This is a genomic window from Polynucleobacter sp. Tro8-14-1 (assembly GCF_018881655.1).
In the GTDB taxonomy this organism is placed as follows: domain Bacteria; phylum Pseudomonadota; class Gammaproteobacteria; order Burkholderiales; family Burkholderiaceae; genus Polynucleobacter.
On sequence record NZ_JACVPX010000006.1, the window covers coordinates 1 to 16502 of the forward strand.

General features: G+C 45.0%; 14 protein-coding genes. 8 read left to right on the forward strand and 6 right to left on the reverse strand.

The features are described from left to right. The first annotated feature begins 396 nt into the window (after positions 1-396). Both ICN34_RS07445 and ICN34_RS07450 read left to right on the forward strand, forming a co-directional pair. A complete protein-coding gene (locus ICN34_RS07445) occupies positions 397-1587 on the forward strand; it encodes a hypothetical protein (protein WP_216121770.1) in 1191 nt (396 codons plus the stop codon). Positions 1588-1714: 127 nt separating this feature from the next. Further along, positions 1715-2878: an IS30 family transposase gene (locus tag ICN34_RS07450; protein ID WP_216121772.1), complete on the forward strand. Its 1164-nt coding sequence runs from the start codon at positions 1715-1717 to the stop codon at positions 2876-2878. Positions 2879-2914: 36 nt separating this feature from the next. On the opposite strand, the gene ICN34_RS07455 is transcribed toward ICN34_RS07450, so the two are convergent. After that, positions 2915-3742 carry a pyruvate, water dikinase regulatory protein gene (locus tag ICN34_RS07455; RefSeq protein ID WP_216121774.1) on the reverse strand — a complete coding sequence of 276 codons (828 nt, stop codon included), beginning with the start codon at positions 3740-3742 and terminating at the stop codon, positions 2915-2917. Positions 3743-3848: 106 nt separating this feature from the next. Here ICN34_RS07455 and ppsA point away from each other — a divergent pair, with 106 nt between their 5' ends. Next, positions 3849-6254, forward strand: coding sequence for a phosphoenolpyruvate synthase (gene ppsA / locus ICN34_RS07460; RefSeq protein WP_255538605.1), 2406 nt, complete (start codon positions 3849-3851; stop codon positions 6252-6254). Between the two features lie 89 nt (positions 6255-6343). On the opposite strand, the gene ICN34_RS07465 is transcribed toward ppsA, so the two are convergent. From ICN34_RS07465 to smpB, 5 genes are all read right to left on the reverse strand, one after another. After that, on the reverse strand, positions 6344-7240 hold the full coding sequence (locus ICN34_RS07465) for a peptidase (protein WP_216121777.1): 897 nt from the start codon (positions 7238-7240) through the stop codon (positions 6344-6346). Positions 7241-7296: 56 nt separating this feature from the next. Then, the gene (locus tag ICN34_RS07470) at positions 7297-8094 is read right to left on the reverse strand and encodes a transglutaminase family protein (protein ID WP_072583019.1); all 798 of its coding nucleotides are present in this window, start codon (positions 8092-8094) and stop codon (positions 7297-7299) included. A 17-nt stretch (positions 8095-8111) separates the two neighbouring features. Beyond that, complete coding sequence (locus ICN34_RS07475) at positions 8112-9089, reverse strand: alpha-E domain-containing protein (RefSeq protein WP_216121779.1); 978 nt, start codon at positions 9087-9089, stop codon at positions 8112-8114. 26 nt (positions 9090-9115) lie between these two features. After that, positions 9116-10528 (reverse strand): circularly permuted type 2 ATP-grasp protein, encoded by a 1413-nt coding sequence (locus ICN34_RS07480; RefSeq protein WP_215322276.1) that lies wholly within the window; start codon positions 10526-10528, stop codon positions 9116-9118. Between the two features lie 144 nt (positions 10529-10672). Further along, entirely contained in the window at positions 10673-11125 is a 453-nt protein-coding gene (gene smpB, locus ICN34_RS07485) for an SsrA-binding protein SmpB (RefSeq protein WP_216121781.1), read from the reverse strand. A gap of 25 nt (positions 11126-11150) precedes the next feature. Here smpB and ICN34_RS07490 point away from each other — a divergent pair, with 25 nt between their 5' ends. The 5 genes from ICN34_RS07490 to ICN34_RS07510 all read left to right on the forward strand — a co-directional run bounded on the left by ICN34_RS07490 (position 11151) and on the right by ICN34_RS07510 (position 16497). After that, positions 11151-11582 (forward strand): type II toxin-antitoxin system RatA family toxin, encoded by a 432-nt coding sequence (locus ICN34_RS07490; RefSeq protein WP_072583016.1) that lies wholly within the window; start codon positions 11151-11153, stop codon positions 11580-11582. Next, positions 11575-11925 (forward strand): RnfH family protein, encoded by a 351-nt coding sequence (locus ICN34_RS07495; RefSeq protein ID WP_072583015.1) that lies wholly within the window; start codon positions 11575-11577, stop codon positions 11923-11925. The genes ICN34_RS07490 and ICN34_RS07495 overlap by 8 nt, the downstream gene beginning before the upstream one ends. A gap of 26 nt (positions 11926-11951) precedes the next feature. Then, positions 11952-13415 carry an IMP dehydrogenase gene (gene guaB, locus ICN34_RS07500; RefSeq protein WP_072583014.1) on the forward strand — a complete coding sequence of 488 codons (1464 nt, stop codon included), beginning with the start codon at positions 11952-11954 and terminating at the stop codon, positions 13413-13415. Positions 13416-13451: 36 nt separating this feature from the next. Continuing rightward, positions 13452-15059, forward strand: coding sequence for a glutamine-hydrolyzing GMP synthase (gene guaA, locus ICN34_RS07505; RefSeq protein WP_072583013.1), 1608 nt, complete (start codon positions 13452-13454; stop codon positions 15057-15059). Between the two features lie 196 nt (positions 15060-15255). Then, positions 15256-16497, forward strand: coding sequence for a tyrosine-type recombinase/integrase (locus ICN34_RS07510; protein WP_216121783.1), 1242 nt, complete (start codon positions 15256-15258; stop codon positions 16495-16497). The last annotated feature ends 5 nt before the right edge of the window (positions 16498-16502 follow it).

Genomic DNA, 16502 nt, shown 5'->3' on the forward strand with positions numbered 1-16502 from the left:
CAACCTTAAACGAGTGATGAACATCATGGGTAGCAGCAATCTAATGAAGGCGATGGCGACATAAGGCGAAAGCCTTACTCAATCCGTAATAAACAGGCCTGAGTAACGCCTCTACGAGGCGTTACTATAAAACCAATATTTACCGAAACAGGATGCTTGAGCCCCTCAGGGCTCTTTATTGAGAAACCTAAACCCGTGTACACGCTTTAAATCTAAATCAATGGAAGTATTTTGGGTTTTTACACAGCCTCGGTCGACAGCAGTCTTTGATGCATAGGGCTTTACAGCCCATTATTTGTACATTTCACATAAAGAGCAAACGCCCGATTACTTTTTACAAAAAATATGTTAGATTAATTATAATTTTTGTAAAATAATCATCATTTAGAGGTCTCAATGAAACATCGCCTATTACTCACTTTTATTGCTATTTCTTTGGGTTCAATATTGATTGGCTGTGGTGGGGGAGGAGGCAGCAGTTCGTCTACCTCAACTACTCCTGCTCCTGCTAGCTCAACTAGCTACAGCTCTGCATTGGCAGTAGGTGATTTGGGTGCGCTGACAATTAATCCTGAGGTTACTAGCTACTCATTGGCAATATTAAGAAGCTCTTTTGGATTAACCAATAAAACTTTTTCCGGTAGCCTCAGTCGTAACGCTGATGGTACTTATACTGCAATAGATTCAACACAGCCAACTAAGCCACTCAAGTTATTTAAAACAACTAATTTATCTGTCATGGCTGTGCCAATTTCAATATCAGGCGTTGTTTCTGCTTATGCGCCAGTCTTTTCAATTAAATCAGGTGCAGCAATTACAGAAGCAAGTCAAATAGTAGTCAATACGAATACAGTAAGGGCTGTGCAATTTAGATCATCTGGTTCAAGCAACTCTAAGGTTTATGGCGCTTCTGGTGCTACGGGTTTTATAACTGTTATTACGCCATCTCAATTTACTCTTAGTCTTTGTGATAATGGGGGTATTAGCTCCAATAATACAAAGCTCGTAAGTTGTGTAGCAGGCAGTTCAAACATCACGAGTACAAGTACATTTAATTACGATAGCTCCAGTAGCTCATGGTTAATGGCAAATCCCTCTGGTACATCTATTGTGAGCGCACAATTTACCAGCATCCCAGAAAATGGAAGTGTAGTCGGATATATTGATACCTCAGACACCAGTGGAAACTCATCACAATTTATGGCACTAGCCTTAGCTAGTCCCTCACAATTACCAGCTCCATTGGCTGGAACCTTTAACCATACTTCATATCAGGCTTGTACGAGCACTAACAACTGTGCATACGATAATGTATTGGGTAATGGTGTAGATACGGGTCCTATAACAATCGTGGCTGGTAGTTCTATAACTAGAAATCCTAGTACTGGCTACCCAAACTGTACAGAAACATTAACTCCTGATAGCCCCATTGCTGGCATGTATTCTGTAACCCATGCTAACTGCAAGCCCGGAAGTAACCCAGATATTATTGGATTTAATATTACCCAGAATTTGAGTTTTAGTGCTGGTTACGATAACTCAGTGACTCCTGCTGCGGTAAAGGTCAACATTGATATCCTGTATTAATTTCACAGGCTATTAAGCAAACCACCTACGGGTGGTTTTTTGTTACTCTGGGAGACTGCTATGAGTCTTGAATTCAACCGATCGATGCAACACACTACAAACTGCGTAAGCAAAAGGAGTGTTGCTCATGAAACAACGACCTCGAATCTATTACACGGCCACCCAGAAGGCTTTAATGTGGGAGCGGTGGCAAAAAGGCGATAACCTTCATCAGATAGCGCAGTTATTTGATCGGGGCCACTCCTCTATCCAGCGTATTTTGGCTGAAAGTGGTGGCATCAGACCACCAGAGCGAACTCGATCCGTTTTAGCGTTAACTTTGGCCGAGCGAGAAGAGATCTCCCGCGGCCTGGCAACGGGACAATCCCTTCGCTCTATCGCTCAGCTTTTAGGTAGATCGCCTTCTACGGTTAGTCGGGAGGTAAAGCGCAATGGTGGTACCAAAGACTACCGATCAGCTGGAGCCGATGGTTCTGCTTGGGATCGAGCACTTCGCCCCAAGACTTGTAAACTGGTCTTAAACAAGCCCTTGGCAAGTATCGTGACAGACAAGCTGCAGCTCTTGCAGTGGTCGCCACAACAGATTGCCGGATGGTTAAAGCAAACGTATCCAGATGAGAAAAGCTATCAGGTGTCACACGAGACGATTTATCGCAGCCTCTTTATCCAAGCCCGTGGAGCCTTAAAGAAAGAGCTCGTGGCACATTTACGTCGCACTCGGATCATGCGCCGCTCACGCCATCACACACTTAAAGATCTTGGTCTTGGCAAGATTGCCAATGCCATCTCCATTAGAGAGCGGCCAGCAGAAGCAGAAGATCGCGCAGTACCAGGTCACTGGGAAGGTGATCTACTTTATGGAGATGCCAATAGTCAGATCGCTACTCTTGTAGAGCGCCAAACCCGTTATGTAATGCTAGTCAAGGTTGCTCGTAAAGATAGTCAGACGGTGGTCAATGCACTCATTAAGCACGCCAGAAAATTACCAGATGAGTTATATAAATCGTTGACTTGGGATCGAGGTAAAGAAATGTCTGAACACAAACGCTTTACTCTAGCTACCGATGTGCAAGTGTATTTTTGCGATCCTCAGCATCCTTGGCAACGAGGCTCGAATGAAAATACCAATGGGTTATTAAGACAATACTTCCCTAAAGGAATGAGTCTGGCCAATTACTCACAGGCTAAGCTCAATGCCATAGCTAGGAAACTGAATGAGCGCCCTAGAAAGACACTAAACTATCAAACACCGGCAGAACGTTTTGCCCAATCTGTTGCGTTGACCAGTTGAATCCAAGGTCGAAACCAGACATTGCAAAATACCTTCTTATCCCAGTATCATTTTGTCAGACTTAATCGCCTGCAGTACGGTGGTAGCGATTTCTTCAATGGATTTGCTGGTTGTTAGCACCCAAGGAATAGATTGTTTCTTCATCATCGCCGTTGCTTCATTAATTTCATAGCGGCAGTTTTCTAGCTTGGCGTAGTTACTGCCGGGTCTGCGTTCATTACGAATCTCTGAGAGTCGTTCAGCATCAATCATTAGGCCAAATATTTTTTGGCGATATGGGACTAAATCCTTCGGAAGTTGTCCTCGTTCGAAATCTTCCGGTATCAGGGGGTAGTTGGCTGCCTTGAGTCCATATTGCATTGCCAGATAAAGACTGGTTGGCGTCTTACCAACCCTGGAGATTCCAATTAGAATGACATCGGCTTCGGCAAGGTTTTGATTGGACTGGCCGTCATCATGGGCCAGGGAATAGTTGATGGCCTCAATCCGGTTCTTGTAGGCCTCGGTATCGGCATTGTGGTGAAGGCGGTTCATGGCATGGGTGGATTTCATGCCTAAAGCTTCTTCTAGAGGGGCTACAAAGGTCTGGAACATGTCCAAAATCAGGCCATTTGCCTTAGCCACGATTGCATTGAGCTCAGAGTTCACCAAAGTGGTGAAAACGATGGGTTGCACCCCATATTTAGCAGCTGCCTGGTTGACGCTGCTAACAGCATCGTGGGCCTTATCCACGCTATCCACAAAAGGCACCCGAATATGCTTAAAAGTGGCCTCAAATTGGGCCAAAATCGACTGGCTGAAGTTCTCGGCAGTAATGCCGGTGCCGTCAGAGACAATAAAAACAATGCGGGTTTCGTTAGACATGGATTTGGCTTAAAAGTCAGGGTCAGCACTACAATAGAATCATATTAAAGCATGCCCCCTTTAGGGTGGCCGCTACACCAGTTTCCTTATCTTTTGAGAGTATTTTATGTCCAATCAACAGCAACAAAATAGCAGTATGGCTGATGCCTATGTTTTGCCTTTTGAACAACTCCGCATGACTGATGTTGAATCAGTTGGCGGTAAGAATGCATCATTAGGAGAGATGATTTCTCAGTTAGCGTCTACTGGGGTTCGTGTTCCTACAGGTTTTGCAACGACTTCGTTAGCATTCCGCGACTTTCTAAAGCACAACAATTTGACTGAGCGCATTCAACAGCGTTTGGAAGGCTTGAATATTGATGATGTGCGTGCATTGGCGCAAGCTGGGGCAGAAATTCGTGGCTGGATCGAAACAGCGCCATTTCAGCCAAAGTTGGATGAAGAAATTCGTAAAGCATTTGCAGTATTGGATGACTCTGGTCAAGGCTCATTTGCAGTCCGTTCATCAGCTACTGCCGAAGACTTGCCAGATGCTTCTTTTGCTGGTCAGCAAGAAACATTCTTGAACGTAGAAGGCATTGACGATGTTCTGAAGAAGATTCGTGAAGTATTTGCTTCTTTGTATAACGATCGCGCGATCTCCTACCGTGTTCACAAGGGCTTCGCCCATGCTGAAGTAGCCTTATCTGCTGGTATTCAGCGCATGGTGCGTTCTGACTTGGGTGCTGCTGGCGTAATGTTTACTCTGGATACCGAGTCTGGATTTGAGGATGTGGTTTTCATTACCTCTAGCTATGGCTTGGGCGAGACTGTTGTCCAGGGCGCAGTGAACCCGGACGAGTTTTATGTATTTAAAACCACTTTGGCTCAAGATAAGAAGGCGATCATTCGCCGCTCCTTGGGTTCAAAGTTAATTCAAATGCAATTTGCCCCAAAAGGCTCCGCAGAAAAAGTACAAACTGTTGATGTCACCCCAGAAAAGCGTAACCGCTTCTCTTTGGAGGATGCGGATATCACTGAGTTGGCTAAATATGCAGTGATCATTGAAAAGCACTACGGCCGTCCAATGGACATCGAGTGGGGTAAAGATGGTCAAGATGGTCGTATCTATATCTTGCAGGCGCGCCCTGAGACTGTAAAGAGTCAGGCTGCCGGTCAAGTAGAGATGCGCTACAAGTTGAAGGGCAGCTCAAAGGTATTGGCAAAAGGTCGCGCAATCGGTCAAAAGATTGGCGCTGGTCCTGTACGCATTATTCGTGACCCAAGCGAAATGGATCGTGTTCAGCCAGGTGATGTCTTGGTTGCCGATATGACTGACCCGAACTGGGAACCAGTCATGAAGCGTGCTTCAGCGATTGTGACTAATCGTGGTGGACGCACATGCCACGCAGCAATCATTGCCCGTGAATTAGGTGTGCCTGCAGTAGTTGGTTGCGGTGATGCCACTGAGCATTTGCAAGACGGCATGATGGTGACGGTTTCTTGCGCTGAAGGTGATGAAGGTCATATTTATGATGGCTTGATCGAAACTGAAGTCACTGAAGTATCCCGCGGTGTGTTGCCAGAGATTCCTGTGAAGATCACGATGAATATCGGTAATCCTCAGTTGGCATTTGATTTCTGTCAGATTCCGAATGCTGGTGTTGGCTTAGCTCGTCTTGAGTTCATCATCAATAACTACATTGGTGTTCACCCACGTGCTGTATTGGAATATCCAAATATTGATCCTGACCTCAAGCGTGCAGTTGAAAGCGTTGCTCGTGGCTACGCTAGCCCGCGTCAGTTCTATGAAGATAAGTTGGTTGAAGGTGTAGCAACGATTGCTGCTGCTTTCTATCCAAAGCCAGTGATTGTTCGTTTGTCAGACTTCAAATCCAATGAATATAAGAAACTCATTGGTGGATCACGTTACGAGCCGGATGAAGAGAATCCAATGTTGGGATTCCGCGGTGCATCACGTTATGTGTCTGAAGATTTCGGCGAGGCTTTTGCTCTTGAGTGCGCTGCAATGAAGCGTGTTCGTGAAGATATGGGCCTGGACAACGTAGAAATCATGGTTCCGTTTGTACGTACTATCAATCAGGCTAAGCGCGTGATCGACATGATGGAGAAGTTTGGTCTCAAGCGTGGCGTAAATGGTTTGCGTCTCATCATGATGTGCGAGATCCCATCTAATGCGATTTTGGCTGATCAGTTCCTTGAGTACTTTGATGGTTTCTCAATCGGCTCAAACGACATGACTCAATTAACTTTGGGCCTAGATCGTGACTCCGGAATGGAATTGTTGGCTATCGACTTTGATGAGCGTGATCCAGCGGTAGAGTTCATGATTGCTCGTTCAATTGATGCTTGCCGTAAGCAAAATAAATATGTTGGTATTTGCGGTCAAGGCCCCTCAGATCACCCAGACTTTGCTCGTTGGTTGGTTGAGAAGGGAATCACTTCAATCTCATTAAATCCAGATAGCGTAGTGGCTACCTGGGAGATGTTAGGTAAGAACTTAAAAGCCTAAATCAAAGCGGATAGCATTAAAGCAAAAGGCCTAGATTTTTTCTAGGCCTTTTTGTTTATCAATGCATCTAACGCTTCACTATTAGAGACTTACTTTTTCTTTGCAGTCACCTTCTTTAGAACCACTTTCTTTGTCGCCTTCTTTACGGGGGTGACCTTAGTATTTCTTGTGGCCTTTTGAGCCCCTGCTTTAGATGGCGGATGATTGATAGGAACAATCCCCATTTTTTTAGCAGGAGTGGAAATATCGCTCGATTTATGAGCGCCGCTCCAACTAGGTTCCGCTATGGAATTAAACGCCTCGCGTAGTTTCTCGCCCCACGCTTGATGAATCATTGCAAAATAGGGGTTTGCATCATCTAGAGTAACGAGCTTCGTGGCTTTCAGAGAATTTTTTTCGTAAACCAACATATCCAGAGGTAGTCCAACCGAAATATTACTTTTCAAGGTGGAGTCCATTGAGATGAGGGCGCACTTGGTTGCCAGATTAAGTGGTGTATTGAAATTGAGCACTCGGTCCAAGATGGGCTTACCGTACTTGGATTCGCCAATCTGGAAATAGCAAGTCTCGGGCGTAGCCTCAATAAAGTTTCCTGCCGAATAAATATTAAATAGGCGCGGTTTCTCGCCTTTTACTTGACCACCAAAAATCATATTGCAGTTAAATTCAAGACCCGCTTTTTCAAGTGCGGCATGATCACGTTCATACACTTGTTTAATGGCATCGCCCACAACGACGGCAGCTTCATATGAGTTTTTGGCTGTCCAGAGGTTCTTGCCCTTAAAAAGCTGTCCTTGCAGCAGGATTTCTTTAACGGATTGGGTAATGGCAAGATTGCCGGCACTCATCAAGGTAAAGAAGCGATCCTTGTTTTGAAACAAGGTCATCTTTCTAAAGGTGCCGATTTGGTCTACGCCAGCATTTGTTCGGGTATCAGATAAGAAAACAAGACCATCTTTAAGGCAAAGACCAACGCAATACGTCATACACGGACCCTCTTCATTATTTCCTGGAATTATCTCTTAAATATCCCAGAGGGTTGCTATGGCAACTGTTGAATCGAAATGTTGGCGCTGAGTTCTTCTCCGCCGCCGCCAGAGCGAACCCCCTTAACAGGAGCGGCGGAATAATAATCTCTGCCAATGGCAAGGCGAATATGACGTGAGTCAACTAAGCATGCATGGGTGATATCTACACTGGTCCAGATGCCTTTATCGATATCGCTACAAAAGTCGATCCAAGCATGGCTAGCAAGATTTGGGGATTCTTCTGCAAAGAAATAACCACTGACATATCGCGCTGGAATTCCAGAGGCGCGACAGAGACTCAACATAATATGGGCATGATCTTGGCAAACGCCAGATTTCATGGCGAAGGATTGAGCTGCAGTCGTGGCAAAGTTCGTTTGGCCAGGAGAGTACACAATCAAGCCTTGAACTGCCTCAGCGAGTTTTAGTACTTGATCAACTGAATTTTTCTTTGGAATGCCATAAGAGAAATACTCCAACATTTCATCTGTAGGCTCAGTCAGATTGGTTTGCTGCAGTAAGTAGTAGGGCGAAACTGCTTTAGCATCATCGACAAACTCAAATGCATCTTGTGTATGTACTTCACCTTCAGCCTCAATCATCATTGAGGTGTAAGGGCTTTCCTGCACAAATACACTGCAAAGATTACCAAAAGTATCTATAGAGCTAGATGCTTTTATTGGGGTGCTAATTCTCCATTTATCGACTTGTTGGCCAGCTAGAGTGGGAGGTGTCAAGCGCAATTCTTGTATGGAATAATGCACCGGTGTTTCATACCGATATTCCGTGCGATGGCGAATTTTAAGATGCATATAGTCTTTGTGATTTCTTAGGCAACAGCCAGTGGAATGAGATAAGCATTGCTAAACTCATCGGCTATGTAGTTAATGCGCTCTAAGAAAGCCTCAATAAATTCTTCCAGGCCTTGCTCAAATACCTCATCAATATCGGAATAATCCAAGCTAGCCTTGAGCTTTCCGAGCAGACGTTCAATTTCTTTGGATTGCTGATTCTTCACTTCAGAAATGAGGGGGATTAATTCATTGACGCAGGACACCAAGGATCGTGGCATCTGTTTATTGAAGATAAGTAGTTGTGCGACTTGTTTTGGAGTGACTTGATCGGAATAAATTTGACGATAGATCTCAAATGCGGAGACGGAGCGCAGTAAGGCTGCCCAGTGATAGAAGTCAAAGAATTCACCATCAGTGCCATCTTCCGAGGATTTCTTAGCGCCAAGAACCCGCAGGGCTGCTGGGTCCTCATACTTAGTTTCCAGAATACGTGCGGTGTTATCAGCGCGTTCTAGCAGTGTTCCCACGTTAATAAAGTAAAAAGCCTCATTTTTCAGCATCGTGCCGTATAGAACACCCCTAAAGAGGTGGCAGCGGTGCTTGACCCACTCCAAAAGGCGGCTGGGATCCGATTGATGTCTTGCTTCTAGAATGCGTTGTAGCTCAAGCCAAGTAGTGTTTTGGGTTTCCCAAACTTCGGAAGTAATCTTGCCGCGGATAACGCGGGCATTCTCACGCGCAGCAAACAGGCAGGAAACGATGCTGGAAGGATTGCTGGTTTCATAAATCATGAAGTCCAAAACATTCTCACGATTAACGACATCATATTTGCTGAGGAAGGCTTCTTCCAACTTAGAAATCGTGAGTAACTTTTTCCAACTCTGCTCTAAAAACTCTGCAGGCTGAGGAAGTAGAGAGGTTTGATGGTTTACATCGAGCATGCGGGCAGTATTCTCTGCGCGCTCGGTGTAACGGGCCATCCAATAAAGACAATCAGCTGTACGACTCAACATATTTTCTTATTCCCCATACTCTTCACTCACTCTTCCAATACCCAGGTATCTTTAGTGCCGCCACCTTGGGAGGAGTTCACCACTAAAGAACCCTCTTTGAGTGCAACCCTAGTCAATCCGCCTGGTACCATCTTGATAGTCTTACCTGAGAGAACAAAGGGTCTTAAGTCGATATGCCTTGGTGCAACGCCTGACTCAACAAAGGTAGGGCAGGTGGATAGCGCCAATGTAGGTTGCGCAATGTATTTATCTGGATTGGCGATAAGGTGAGTTCTAAATTCTTCAATCTCTGCTTTGGTTGATGCTGGACCAACTAACATGCCATAACCACCAGCACCATGAGTCAGTTTCACAACCAGCTTATCCAGATTAGCTAAGGTATAGGCTAAGTCATCTGCCTTACGACATTGGAATGTAGGTACGTTATTAAGAATCGGTTTCTCACCAAGATAAAACTCAATCATCTCTGGAACGTATGGATAAATAGATTTGTCATCAGCAATACCGGTGCCAATCGCATTTGCCAGTGTTACGTTACCAGCGCGGTGTGCTGATAAGAGCCCCGCAACGCCTAAAGTGGAATCAGAGCGGAATGCCAATGGATCCAAGAAGTCATCATCAACACGACGATAGATAACATCAACTCGCTCAGGCCCTTGAGTGGTTCGCATAAAGACTTGCTCATTTTTCACAAATAAGTCTTTACCTTCCACTAACTCAACACCCATCTGCTGCGCGAGGTAGCTGTGCTCAAAGTAAGCAGAGTTATACATACCTGGAGTTAGTACAACGACGTTTGGTTTTTTAACGTCATCTGGTTTAACTGACTTGAGACATTCCAATAAAAGATCGGGGTAATGCTCTACAGGGGCAATGCGATATTTTTGAAAGAGGTCAGGGAAGAGTCGCATCATCATCTTGCGGTCTTCAACCATGTAAGACACGCCAGAAGGAACACGCAGGTTATCTTCTAAAACGTAGAACTCACCTTCACCGGCGCGAACGATATCAATCCCAGCAATTTGTGCGTAGATGTCGCGCGGTATGCTGACGTTGCGCATCTCAGGGCGATATTGCGCATTGTTATAAATCTGTTCGGCTGGAACAATGCCCGCCTTAATAATGTCCTCATCGTGATACACGTCGTAGATAAAGCGATTAAGTGCTTTGACTCGTTGACGTAATCCCGCCTCAAGTTGCTCCCATTCCTTGGCAGTAAAGATGCGTGGCACTTGATCGAAAGGAATGGTTCTTTCCGACCCCAGGTCATCTCCGTAGACGGCAAAGGTAATGCCCACTCTTCTAAAGATCAGGTCTGCTTCAGCGCGTTTGAGACCCATGAGGGTGTCACTTTGCTGTTTCAGCCAATTGTGAAAGATTTGGTAGTGGGGACGCGCTTTGCCTGCGGCGTCGAGCATTTCGTCAAAAGGCAATTTCATAGTTACCAAACTAATGCCTTTATAAAAGCTGGAATGAATGATTTGAAGCGGCTTGGTGCTGAATTGCACCATAAAAGTGCATATATGCTCAAATATTCGCCCTAAGGGCAGTCTACCCCAGTTTTTATGGGCTTAGGCAAGAAATTAAGCGTTTAGATCGCCTCTAGCGATACGGCCTTTTTCGACTTCCCATTCACGTTCTTTGGTGGCTGCGCGTTTGTCATGTTGCTTTTTGCCTCTGGCCAGGCCAATCTCACACTTCACATTGCCTTTAGAGAAGTGCAGGTTTAGGGGTACCAGGGTATAGCCCTTTTGCTCTACTTTGCCGATGAGTTTTTTAATTTCGATGGCATTGAGCAGGAGCTTTCTAGTGCGGGTGCTATCGGGCACGATATGGGTGGAAGCTGAGAGCAGGGGGGTGATATGGCAGCCGATTAAAAACAGCTCCGCCTTGCGAATGACGACATACGCTTCTTTGACGTGCACGCGACCTGCGCGGATGGCTTTTACTTCCCAGCCTTCCAGTACAAGCCCTGCCTCAAAGCGCTCCTCGATAAAATAATCAAAGAAGGCTTTTTTGTTATCGACGATACTCATATTTATTTAGCTCTCAAGAACGATTATGGCAGACGTCTACAAGACCGTTTTAATTAGCCAATCAGCCGACCGTATGTACGGCTTGGTGACCGATGTCGCCCGCTATCCTGAGTTCTTGCCTTGGTGTGGCGGAGTGGAAATTTTTGAGCAGACTGAGACCGTGCTCGACGCCAAAATTAATATTCATTTCAAGGGAATTACCCAATATTTTCATACTCGGAATGTGAATCACCGCCCTGAAACAATTGACATGGTCTTTGTAGACGGCCCGTTTAAGCACTTTTCTGGGCAATGGAACTTTATCCCTTTGCGGGAAGATGCTTGTAAGGTGGAGTTCAAGTTGCACTGGGAGTTCAAAAGCGTCATTTTGGACAAGATTATTGGCCCAGTATTTGGTCATATAGCCGGCACCTTTGTTGACTGCTTTGTAAAGCGTGCCGAGGACCTCTATGGCTGAGCGCTCGCTTGACCTCATTCTCTGTGATGCCAGGCAGGGTGAGCCAGAGCTTAAGGCGTTCAAGCTCATCCTGTCAGCGGGCGAGTTGCCTACTGTTGGTCTGGCTCTTATTAGGGCCGGGATTGCAGTTGGTCCAGAAGACCCTGTTTTAGCTAGAAAAGGCTGCTTCGGGGTCTTTGGTAAGCGCAAGGACTGGGATAGCCCCATTTATGCTGGAGATCGCCTAGAGCTCTATTCCCCGCTATTAATTGACCCTAAAACGGTTCGGCGTAAGAAGGCTAATCAGAACCAAGATGCCAAATTCCAGGCTGCCGCAGCTAAAAGAAAGGCTAGGAGGCTATAATCTGTTTTTGCGACTAGGGGTTTTGCATGCGACTCATTCAAAAAGCACTCACTTTTGACGATGTGCTCCTCGTACCGGCTTATTCATCGGTACTCCCTCGAGATGCCAGCTTGGCAAGTAAGTTAACTCGAGATATTTCACTTAATACACCATTGGTGTCCGCAGCTATGGATACCGTCACTGAAGGTCGTTTGGCAATTGCCATGGCTAGTGAGGGTGGCATTGGCATCGTTCATAAAAACTTAAAGCCTGCTGAGCAAGCGCGTGAAGTAGCTAAAGTAAAGCGATATGAATCTGGTGTTCTGCGTGATCCAATCACGATAAGCCCAGAGGTCACTCTGCGTCAGGTGATCCAACTTTCTCGTGAGCATGGTTTCTCAGGATTCCCAGTGCTCGTTGGCAAAGAGGTTGTTGGCATTATTACGAACCGAGATTTGCGTTTCGAAGAAGACTTAGATGCTCCAGTAAAAACAAAGATGACTCCACGTGAGCGTTTGATTACCGTGAAAGAAGGTTGCTCACTGGATGAAGCAAAGCGCTTAATGAGTCATCATCGTTTAGAGCGCGTATTGGTTGTCAATGACAAGTTTGAACTGCGTGGCCTCATTACCGTTAAAGACATTCTCAAGGCAACTGAACATCCGAATGCTTGTAAAGACAGCGAAGGTAAATTACGCGTTGGCGCCGCAGTAGGCGTTGGCCCTGATAACGATGAGCGTATTGAGTTATTGGTGCGTGCTGGTGTTGATGTGATTGTGGTTGACACAGCTCATGGCCATAGCCAAGGCGTATTGGATCGCGTGAAGTGGGTTAAGAAAAATTATCCTCATGTGCAAGTGATTGGCGGCAATATTGCTACTGGTGATGCTGCTAAGGCATTAGCTGATCATGGTGCTGATGGTGTCAAGGTGGGTATTGGTCCTGGCTCAATCTGTACAACACGTATTGTTGCTGGCGTTGGTGTTCCACAAATCACTGCCATAGTGAATGTGGCAACTGCACTTAAGGGTACCGGTATTCCATTAATTGCTGATGGTGGCATACGTTACTCCGGTGACGTTGCAAAAGCATTAGCTGCTGGCGCTAGTTCGGTCATGATGGGTGGCATGTTTGCTGGCACTGAAGAAGCTCCTGGTGAAGTGTTCCTGTATCAAGGGCGCTCATATAAGAGCTATCGCGGTATGGGTTCTTTGGGCGCGATGGCGGATGGTTCTGCTGATCGTTACTTCCAAAGCGATATTGTTGCGAATGCAGAAAAGTTAGTGCCAGAAGGCATTGAAGGTCAAGTGCCATACAAAGGTAGCGTGTTGGCAATCTTGCATCAGCTGACTGGTGGTATTCGTTCTTCTATGGGCTATCTCGGTTGCAAGACCATTGATGAGCTCCATGAAAAAGCTAACTTCGTAGAAATCACATCAGCTGGCGTGCGTGAGTCGCACGTTCATGACGTGAAAATCACTAAAGAAGCGCCAAATTACCATATTGATTAACAACTATAAAAAGCTGAAATAAAGGCTGATCTTTTCGTGCACGACAAAATACTGATTCTCGACTTTGGTTCACAAGTAACTCAACTCATTGCTCGGCGTGTACGTGATGGACGCGTATATTCAGAGATCCATCCCTACGATTGCGACCCTGAATTCATTCGTAAGTTTGTTCAGGAGCAAGGTGGCAAAGGCATCATTCTCTCTGGCGGCCCTAGTTCGGTAACTGAAGATGGTAGTCCCCGTGCGCCTCAAATCGTTTTTGAGCTTGGCGTTCCTGTTTTAGGAATTTGCTACGGTATGCAAACCATGGCTACTCAGTTGGGTGGTGCAGTTGCCTCTGCAGAGTCTTTGGGTAAAGCACGTGAGTTTGGTTACTCCGAAGTGCGCGCTCATGGGCACACAAATTTGCTTAAAGGCATTCAGGACTTCTCCACCAGCGAAGGTCATGGGATTTTGAAGGTGTGGATGAGTCATGGCGACTCAGTCACCTCAATGCCGCCTGCGTTTAAGTTGATGGCCTCTACTGAGTCTTGCCCAATTGCTGGCATGGCGGATGAAGAGCGTCGCTTCTATGCATTTCAGTTTCATCCAGAAGTAACCCATACCATTCAAGGCACTGCAATCATTGAGCGCTTTGTCCATGAAATTTGCCAATGCAAACCTGACTGGGTAATGGGCGACTACATTGCAGAAGCAGTTGAGAATATTCGCAAGCAAGTTGGAAATGAAGAAGTCATTCTGGGCTTGTCTGGCGGTGTCGACTCCAGTGTTGCAGCGGCCTTAATTCATCGTGCGATTGGCGATCAATTGACTTGTGTATTTGTGGATCATGGCCTGCTTCGCTTGAATGAAGGTGATATGGTGATGGAAATGTTTGCACGCAATTTGGGTGTGAAGGTTATCCGCGTTGATGCCAAAGAGAAATTCATGGGTGAGTTGGCTGGTGTTGCTGATCCAGAAGCCAAGCGCAAGATCATCGGTAAAGAATTTGTTGAAATTTTCCAGACTGAGTCTGGGAAGATTCAGAATGCTAAGTGGCTTGCCCAGGGAACGATCTACCCTGACGTTATCGAGTCTGCAGGTAAGGGTAAGAAGGGTGCGCACACGATCAAGAGTCACCATAACGTAGGTGGCTTACCTGAAGACATGCATCTCAAATTGCTTGAGCCCTTACGTGAACTCTTTAAGGATGAGGTCCGCGAACTTGGGGTGGCCTTAGGTCTTCCTCGTGAGATGGTGTATCGCCATCCATTTCCAGGGCCAGGTCTTGGCGTGCGTATTTTGGGTGAGGTCAAAGCAGAGTTTGCGAGCTTACTGCAACGTGCTGATGCCATTTTCATTGAAGAGTTGCGCAATACGATTGATGACGCAAGTCAAAAATCTTGGTATGACCTTACGAGTCAGGCATTTGCCGTTTTCTTGCCAGTGAAGTCTGTTGGCGTAATGGGTGATGGCAGAACTTATGAATATGTTGTTGCCCTTAGAGCAGTCCAAACCCAAGACTTTATGACAGCGCATTGGGCCCACTTGCCACATGAGTTGTTAGGTAAGGTTTCAAACCGCATCATCAATGAAGTGCGCGGTATTAACCGTGTTGTATACGATATCAGTGGAAAACCACCCGCAACGATCGAGTGGGAATGATTTTAACAGATAATTTCATTATAAATCAAGCACTTATCTGTTACAAACTTATTACAAAGTAATGTAAATTTTGTGTAAAATCAATAGGTTAAATAACCTTTGATGAAAAATGTCACAAAGTTCGAAAACCATTCAGAAGAATAGTTCCCTAAAGACGAGTTCAGTCGTCCCCAAGAGTCGTATCAAACAATCTCGAATGAGTGAACGATTCGAGGTATATGACGGTGAAATCATGATTTACAAGACCACCGGATCTGGTGATGTCTGGCAAATGAGGATGTGGGTAGGTTCGGAGAAGAAGTATGTTCGTGAAAGTTTACGAACAAGAGATAAGTCCGAGGCCATTGAAGAAGCCAAACGAAGATTCTTGAATTACAACCATTTAATCAAAAATGGACAAAAGATATTCTCCATAACAACAAATGAACTTCGTCAAAGGTATTTGGTTCATGTAGAGGAGTTGGTTAGATCTGGACAGTTGAGTCCAGGAAGACAAACAAACATTAAAACTTTTACCAAACACTATATTCAGTTCATTGGTAAAGATAGAAAAATAGCCAATATTGATCGTAAAGAGTTCCAGAGATATCGTGCCCACCGTCAAAAAGATAAATCAGATATCAAAATGAGTGTGGTGGTAAATGAGTCAATCACAATAAAACAGATGTATAAGTGGGCTGAGAATGAAGGACTGATATCAAACTATGTACCGGACTTTGGAGTTATTAAAGTACCAAAAGACGATACTGTGAGAGATGGATTCACGATCAAGGAATATATTCAATTAACTGAAGTAGCTAGTAAATGGTACCAACGTGTACCTAAAAACTTCTTGAAATTTGAAGAAGAAAGTTTTTATCGAAAGTCTATACGTGACTTCATTTTATTAATGAGTAACTATGGATTCAGAACTGGTGAATTGATGTTAGTGAAATACAAGGATATCGAATTCAAGACAGGTAAGAGGGCAGACGTTCATATACCAGCGGCAAATACAAAGGTAAGAAAATCAAGGATTACAGGTGGTTTGAGGGCTGATGTATTTCAACGAAAGTCCGAATATTCGAAACCCTTCAATAAACTCAACGACTATCTATTTACTGGATATGGTGTTGACTCTCAAATATCAAGATACGTAGTCTACGATTACTTCAAGAAATTGGTGAATGAGGTAAAAGAAAAGTATCCAGAATACGATACAACTAAGAGTCTGTATTCTCTCAGACACTTTTTTATTACTTGGCATCTCACAATTGGAAAAATGAACGTATACGATCTGGCTAGTGTGGCTGGTACTAGTTTGAAACAGATACAAGACCACTATGATCACGTATCTCAAACTCATCGTATTGATGAAATGTTGTCCTACTCGAAAAATCGTAGGATCGATGACAACTATCAGATGATATCGATAGACGAAGAACTATCAAAAGACTAGGTGGA

Coding starts and splice junctions, on each gene's coding strand:
- ICN34_RS07470 (WP_072583019.1), bottom strand. CDS start 8,094: ATGCATCTTAAAATTCGCCATCGCACGGAATATCGGTATGAAACACCG.
- ICN34_RS07495 (WP_072583015.1), top strand. CDS start 11,575: ATGGCTGAGCGCTCGCTTGACCTCATTCTCTGTGATGCCAGGCAGGGT.
- ICN34_RS07480 (WP_215322276.1), bottom strand. CDS start 10,528: ATGAAATTGCCTTTTGACGAAATGCTCGACGCCGCAGGCAAAGCGCGT.
- ICN34_RS07475 (WP_216121779.1), bottom strand. CDS start 9,089: ATGTTGAGTCGTACAGCTGATTGTCTTTATTGGATGGCCCGTTACACC.
- ICN34_RS07490 (WP_072583016.1), top strand. CDS start 11,151: ATGGCAGACGTCTACAAGACCGTTTTAATTAGCCAATCAGCCGACCGT.
- ICN34_RS07445 (WP_216121770.1), top strand. CDS start 397: ATGAAACATCGCCTATTACTCACTTTTATTGCTATTTCTTTGGGTTCA.
- ICN34_RS07510 (WP_216121783.1), top strand. CDS start 15,256: ATGAGTGAACGATTCGAGGTATATGACGGTGAAATCATGATTTACAAG.
- ICN34_RS07455 (WP_216121774.1), bottom strand. CDS start 3,742: ATGTCTAACGAAACCCGCATTGTTTTTATTGTCTCTGACGGCACCGGC.
- smpB (WP_216121781.1), bottom strand. CDS start 11,125: ATGAGTATCGTCGATAACAAAAAAGCCTTCTTTGATTATTTTATCGAG.
- ICN34_RS07465 (WP_216121777.1), bottom strand. CDS start 7,240: ATGACGTATTGCGTTGGTCTTTGCCTTAAAGATGGTCTTGTTTTCTTA.
- ICN34_RS07450 (WP_216121772.1), top strand. CDS start 1,715: ATGAAACAACGACCTCGAATCTATTACACGGCCACCCAGAAGGCTTTA.
- guaB (WP_072583014.1), top strand. CDS start 11,952: ATGCGACTCATTCAAAAAGCACTCACTTTTGACGATGTGCTCCTCGTA.
- ppsA (WP_255538605.1), top strand. CDS start 3,849: ATGTCCAATCAACAGCAACAAAATAGCAGTATGGCTGATGCCTATGTT.